Below are 6,140 nucleotides of genomic sequence, written 5' to 3'. Positions count from 1 at the left end.
GGGCATGGTGCCCTCTCTCGCCGCGCGGCCACCCGGCTGCGCCTTTGCCGCGCGCTGCGCCGTGGCCGAGCCGGGCTGCGCCGCCGCGCCGCCACCGCTGGCCGCGGAGGCCGGGCATTCGGTCGCCTGCTACGTCGCCGCGCGCATGCGGGCGGGCGCGCCGGCATGACCGCGCCCTTGCTCGAGCTGCAGGATGTCGCTGTCACCTACGGCAACGGCGTGCGCGCAGTGGACGGCGTCTCGCTCCGCCTGGCGCGCGGGGAGACGCTGGCGGTGGTGGGCGAGAGCGGCTGCGGCAAGTCGTCTCTCGGCAAGCTCGCGATGCGGCTGGTCGATCCGGGCGCGGGCCGCATCCTGTTCGACGGCCGCGACATCACGGGCCTCGGCCGCGCCGCCCTGCGGCCGCTGCGCCGGCGGTTCCAGATGATCTTCCAGGATCCCTTCGCGTCGCTGAACCCGCGGATGACGGTGCGCACCACGCTGGAGACGCAGCTCGCGGCACAAGGCATCGGCACGCGCGGCGAGCGCGCCGTGAAGGTGGCGGCCGCCGCCGCGCGCGTCGGGCTGGATGCCGCCGCGCTGGAACGCTACCCGCACGAATTCTCGGGCGGCCAGCGCCAGCGCATCGGCATTGCGCGCGCGCTGATCCTGGAGCCGGAGCTGGTCGTCTGCGACGAGCCGGTCTCCGCGCTCGACGTCTCGATCCGCGCGCAGATCCTGAACCTGCTGATGGACCTGCAGGCTGAACGCGGGCTCGCCTATCTCTTCATCTCGCACGACATGGGCGTGGTGGAGCACATCGCGGACCGCGTCGCGGTGATGTATCTCGGCCGCCTGGTGGAGGAAGCCCCGGCCGCGCGCCTCTTCGCCGCCCCGGCGCATCCCTACACGCGCGCGCTGCTGGCTGCCGTGCCGCAGCCCGACCCGCGGCGCCGTCTGGCGGTGGAGGAACTCGCCAGCGGCGACGTGCCAAGCCCGCTCGCGCCGCCCCCGGGCTGCCACTACCACCCGCGATGCCGCTTCGCGACGGCACTTTGCGCGGCCAGCCGGCCCGCGCTCGCGCCGGCGCCCGGCGGCGGCATCGTCGCCTGCCACCATGCCGACGCGATCGCGGCAATCCCTTCGCATCCCGTCGCACCGCCCGTTCACGCCGGCTGATCCGCCGGCCACGCCATATCTCTGTTCGCATGCAACGCCCCGAGGGGCATGACGAAGGAGGCCGTGACCATGAGGCACAACCGGTTCGACCGCGCCCTGTCGCGACGGGGCGCGTTGGGACTCGCGGGCGGCGCGGCGCTCGCCTGGCCCGCGCTGGCGCAGACGCTGGAACGTGCAACGCGGGAGGGCGCGATCCGCGTCGGCTTCCCGAACCAGGTGCCCTACGCCTACGCCACGCCCGAAGGCCGGCTGACAGGCACCGATGCCGAGGTGGCGCGGAAGATCGTCGCCGCCATGGGCATCCCCGCGATGGATGGCGTGCTGACCGAGTTTGCCTCGCTGATCCCGGGGCTGCAGGCCGGGCGCTTCGACATCGTGCTCGCCATGTTCGTCAACCCGCAGCGCTGCGCCCAGGTGCTGTTCAGCGAGCCGATCTACGGCATCGGCCAGTCCCTGATCGTGCCTGCCGGCAACCCGAAGAACATCCGCAGCTACGACGACGTCGTCACCCGGCAGGACATCCGCTTCGCCGTCATGGCAGGAGCCGTGCAGCGCAGCTACGCGCGCGACCTCGGCATCGCCGATGCGCGCGTGCAGCAGTTCCCGGACGGCATGGCGGCGGTCGCCGCGCTGCGGGCCGGGCGCGCGGATGTCTTCGGCATATCGAGCCTCGCGGCCGCGCAGCTGATCGAGGCGGCGGGCCCGCAAGGCGGGGTGGAGCGCATCGCCCTTTCGCCCGACCCGGTGATCGGCGGCCGCCCGGCGCGGGGGCACGGCGCCTTCGCCTTCCGACGGGCCGATGCCGCGCTGCGCGATCGCTTCAATGAGGCCCTGCGCGGCTTCCTCGCCTCGCCCGACCACCTGGCGACGCTGCGCCCCTTCGGCCTGACCGAGGAGAACATGCCGACGCTGACCACCGCGGAGCTCTGCGCGCCGACGCCGTCGCGATGACCTCCGCCCAGCTCGTGGCCGCCATTGCCGAGGGCATGGCGGTCACGGCTGCGTTGACGCTGGCGAGCGGCCTGCTCGCGGCGGCGATCGCTTTGCCGGTCGGGTTCGCGCGCGCCTTCGGGTCGCGGGCCACGGCTTGGCCGGCGACCGTCTATGTCGAGTTCTTCCGCGGCACATCCCTGCTGGTGCAGCTGTTCTGGCTGTTCTTCGTGCTGCCGCTGTTCGGCGTGTCGCTGCCGCCCTTCGCCACGGCGGTCGTGGCGCTGGGGCTGAACTACGGGGCCTACGGGGCAGAGATCGTCCGCGGCGCGCTGCTGGCGGTGCCGCGCGCCATGCACGAGGCCGCCGGCGCGCTGGCGCTGCGCCGCGCGCAGGCCTTCCGGCTGGTGGTGCTGCCCCTGGCGTTGGTGCTGCTGGTGCGGCCATGGGGCACGCTGATGGTGCAGCTGCTCAAGGCGACCTCGCTGGTCTCGCTGGTCACCGTCGCGGAGACGACCTTCCGCGCCAACCAGCTGGCGCAGCTCACGCTGGACGCGCCGAAGGTCTTCGGCGCCGTGCTGCTGGCCTACCTTGCCATGTCCGGCGTCATCGCCGGCGCGACCGCCCTGGCGGCCGCGGCGGTGCAGCGGCGCTACGCGCTGCGGGTCTGAACGTGCTGCCCGCGGCCGACCCCGACCTGCTGTTCGACCCGGCCTTCGCGGCCGCCATCCTGCCGCTGCTGCTGGATGCGGCGCTGGTGACGGTGGGCGCGACCTTCGCAGCCTTCGCGCTTGCGGCCGTGCTGGCCCTGCCGCTGGCGCTGGCCGCCGGCGCCGCACCAGCGGCGCTGTTCCTGCCGGCGCGCGCGCTGGGCCTCGCCATCCGCGGAACGCCCATCCTGGTGCAGCTCTACTTCGTCTACTTCAGCCTGCCCTTGCTGGGGGTCGTGCTGCCGGCGCTGCTGGCCGGCGTGCTGGTGCTCGGCGTGCACTACGCGGCCTATCTGGCGGAGGTCTACCGCGCGGGGCTGGCCAGCGTCGGCAAGGGCGTGCGGGAAGCGGCGCTCGCGCTCGGCCTGCGGCCGATGCAGGCCTTCCGCCTCGTCGTCGTGCCGCTGGCCCTGCGCGCCGCCCTGCCGGCCGCCGGCAACCTGCTGATCGCGCTGTTCAAGGAGACGCCGGTGCTCTCCGCGGTCGCGATCCTGGAACTGATGCAGACCGCGAAGCTCCTGGGCTCCGAGACCTTCCGCTACACCGAGCCGCTGACCCTGGTGGGCGTCATCTTCCTGGCGCTCAGCCTCGGCTCCTCCGCGCTGCTGCGGCGGCTGGAGGCGCGTCTGGCGCGCGGCTGACCGAGGCCGGCCATGGTGTGCGCCACCACGCCGCGCAGCCAGGCATGGGCGCGGCTGCCCTCGTGCCGGCGATGCCAGTAGAGCGACCAGTCGAAGCGTGCGGAGGCGAAGGGCAGGTCCCGCAGCACCAGGCCGGAGCCCGCGCCCGCGAAGGCGCGCGCCAGCCGTTCCGACATCACCGCGACCAGGTCGCCGGCGCGCAGCACCTCGGGCACCACCAGCCAATGCGGCACGGTCAGCGCGACCTGGCGCCGCAGGCCTTGCGCAGCCAGCACGTCGTCCACGAAGCGCGTGTCGGTCGGGCTCATCGCGACGCGGAGGTGACGCAGCGCGAGGAAGCCATCCAGCGTGAGCGGCCGGCGCGACGCAGGATGGCCGGCGCGCAGCACGCAGACCATCCGGTCGGCCAGCACCGGCATGGCGCGGACCTCGCCGCCATGCTCCAGCCCCATGCTGACGGCCAGGTCCAACTCGTCGCGCTGCAGCGCTTCCAGCGTCGCCGCGGGCGCAAGGTGCCGCACCTCCAGCGTCACGCCCGGCGCGTCGCGCTGCAGGCGCGCGGCGAGGCCAGGCAGCAGCAGCAGGCCGAGCAGGTCCGACATGCGCAGCGCGAAGGATTGCGTGGCCACCGCCGGATCGAAGCCCGCTTCGCTGTCCATCATGCGCGCGACCTGGCGCAGGACGTGGCGCGTGGCCTCCGCCAGCTCCAGCCCGCGCGGCGTAGGCTCCATGCCCGATCGCGTGCGTACCAGCAGCTCGTCGCCGAACAGTGCGCGCAGGCGGCCGAGCGCGCTGCTCATCGCCGGCTGGCTGAGACCGATCCGGGCGGCGGCGCGCGTGACGTGGCGCTCCGCAAGCAGGGCGTCCAGCGCGACGAGCAGGTTGAGGTCGATGGCGCGCAGCGTGGCGAGGGACGGCATGCCCCATTATCCATCATGTGGATGCCGCCAGACAAACAATCGATTTGGCGGATGACGTGGCAGCCACCATCCTGGCACCTCCTGCCCCCGGACGGAGCTGCCATGTCCATCGTCGAGGAACTGAAGCGCACCATCAAGGTCTGCATGTTCGACCAGTACGGCACCGTGGTGGACATGCAGACCGGTCTCTGGGAGGTCTCGGTCGACTACCTCAAGTCCAAGGGCTGGAAGGGAAACCCGTACGAGTTCGTCACCTGGTGGCGGCGGACGCATTTCGAGAACTCGATGATCGACGCGCTGCTGCACCGGCAGCACACGCCCTATCGGGAGATCGGCCATCTCTCGCTGCGCCATGTGCTGACCCGCGCCGGCATCCCGCACACGGAAGACGAGGTGCGCTGGCTGGTCTCCTGCATCGAGCGCCTGAAGCCATTCCCGGAGGTGCCGGAGGCGATGGCGCGCCTGGGCGCGCGCTACAAGATGGTCGTGCTGTCGAACGGCGATCCCGACATGCTGGAGGAGGCGAAGAAGCACCACGGCATCGCCTTCGACGTGGTGATCAGCGTTGCGGAGGCCAATGCCTTCAAGCCGCATGTCGCCACCTACACCAAGGCGGCGGAGATCCTGGGCGTGCGGATGGAGGAGGTGCTGTTCGTCGCCAACCACGAATTCGACTGCGTCGGCGCCAAGGCCGCCGGCATGCGCACCGCCTTCATCGACCGCCGCCGCCGCCCCTTCGCGCGCTGGCCGCACCAGCCCGACCTGATCGTGAAGAACATGACGGAGCTGGCGGATGTCATGGCCTGAGGCGGAGGGGCCCGCCCCGCTTGCCGGCATCCGCGTGCTGGACCTCACCCGCGTCGTCTCCGGCCCCTTCGCCACCATGCTGCTCGCCGATCTCGGCGCCGATGTCGCCAAGGTCGAGGAACCCGGGCGCGGCGACGAAAGCCGCAGCTACGGGCCACCCTTCCAGGGCGGCGAGTCGGCCTATTTCCTGTCGATCAACCGCAACAAGCGGAGCCTGGCGCTGGACCTGAAGAGCGAGGCCGGGCGCGCGGCCGCGCTGGCGCTGGCGGCGCAGGCCGACGTGGTGGTGGAGAACTTCCGTCCCGGCGCGCTGGACCGGCTGGGCCTGGGGTGGGAGGCGCTGCAGGCGGTCAACCCGCGCCTGATCCTCTGCTCCATCACCGGTTTCGGGCGGGAGGGGCCGGATGCCGGCCGGCCGGGCTACGACCTGATCATCCAGGGCGAGGCGGGGGTGATGGACATCACCGGCGTGCCCGACGGCCCGCCGACCAAGGTCGGCACCTCCATCGCCGACCTCGTCACCGGGCTGTTCGCCAGCCAGGCCGTGCTGGCGGCGCTGCGCCGGCGCGACCTGCAGGGCGGCCGCGGCAGCCGGGTGGAGGTGGCGATGCTGGACGCCCTCGCCTCCCTGCTCACCTTCAACGCCGGGATCTACTTCGCCACCGGCCGCAGCCCCGCCCGGCGCGGCAACGCGCATGCGACCATCGTGCCCTACGAGACCTTCGAGGCGGCCGATGGCTGGGTGAACATCGGCGTGGCCAACGACAAGTTCTGGGCGCTGTTCTGCGGCGTCGCCGGCTGCGAGGGCCTGCGCGACGATCCGCGCTTCGCCCGCGCGCCCGACCGCGTCGCGCATCGCGCGGAGCTGCTGCCCCTCCTCGCGCCGCTGATCCGGGCTGAGCCGCGGCGCCACTGGGTTGCGGCGCTCGGCGCGGCCGGCGTGCCCTGCGGCGAGATCCGCCGCGTCGGCGAGG

At 72.8% G+C, this 6,140-nt stretch carries 7 protein-coding genes; 6 read left to right on the top strand and 1 reads right to left on the bottom strand.

What is annotated here, in order from left to right; translation table 11 throughout:
- The first annotated feature begins 165 nt into the window (after positions 1–165).
- From OZN99_RS23205 to ehuD, 4 genes are all read left to right on the top strand, one after another.
- On the top strand, positions 166–1,158 hold the full coding sequence (locus tag OZN99_RS23205; protein WP_270937632.1) for an ABC transporter ATP-binding protein: 993 nt from the start codon (positions 166–168) through the stop codon (positions 1,156–1,158).
- A gap of 69 nt (positions 1,159–1,227) precedes the next feature.
- Positions 1,228–2,109, top strand: coding sequence for an ectoine/hydroxyectoine ABC transporter substrate-binding protein EhuB (ehuB, locus tag OZN99_RS23200; RefSeq protein ID WP_270937631.1), 882 nt, complete (start codon positions 1,228–1,230; stop codon positions 2,107–2,109).
- Positions 2,106–2,759 carry an ectoine/hydroxyectoine ABC transporter permease subunit EhuC gene (gene ehuC, locus OZN99_RS23195; RefSeq protein ID WP_270937630.1) on the top strand — a complete coding sequence of 218 codons (654 nt, stop codon included), beginning with the start codon at positions 2,106–2,108 and terminating at the stop codon, positions 2,757–2,759. Before ehuB ends, ehuC begins: the two co-directional genes overlap by 4 nt.
- A gap of 2 nt (positions 2,760–2,761) precedes the next feature.
- Positions 2,762–3,439 (top strand): ectoine/hydroxyectoine ABC transporter permease subunit EhuD, encoded by a 678-nt coding sequence (gene ehuD, locus OZN99_RS23190; RefSeq protein ID WP_270937629.1) that lies wholly within the window; start codon positions 2,762–2,764, stop codon positions 3,437–3,439.
- Here the strand turns inward: ehuD and OZN99_RS23185 are convergent.
- On the bottom strand, positions 3,337–4,359 hold the full coding sequence (locus tag OZN99_RS23185; RefSeq protein ID WP_270937628.1) for a LysR family transcriptional regulator: 1,023 nt from the start codon (positions 4,357–4,359) through the stop codon (positions 3,337–3,339). The genes ehuD and OZN99_RS23185 overlap by 103 nt on opposite strands.
- 102 nt (positions 4,360–4,461) lie before the next feature.
- On the opposite strand from OZN99_RS23185, the gene OZN99_RS23180 reads away from it, so the two are divergent.
- Entirely contained in the window at positions 4,462–5,166 is a 705-nt protein-coding gene (locus OZN99_RS23180; RefSeq protein WP_333779765.1) for a haloacid dehalogenase type II, read from the top strand.
- Positions 5,153–6,140 (top strand): CaiB/BaiF CoA transferase family protein (locus OZN99_RS23175; protein WP_270937626.1); only part of this gene is annotated, 988 nt, incomplete at its 3' end. The genes OZN99_RS23180 and OZN99_RS23175, both read left to right, overlap by 14 nt.

Source organism: Falsiroseomonas oryzae (genome assembly GCF_027856955.1).
GTDB lineage: Bacteria > Pseudomonadota > Alphaproteobacteria > Acetobacterales > Acetobacteraceae > Falsiroseomonas > Falsiroseomonas oryzae.
This window is presented reverse-complemented; position numbering and strand designations above follow the sequence as displayed.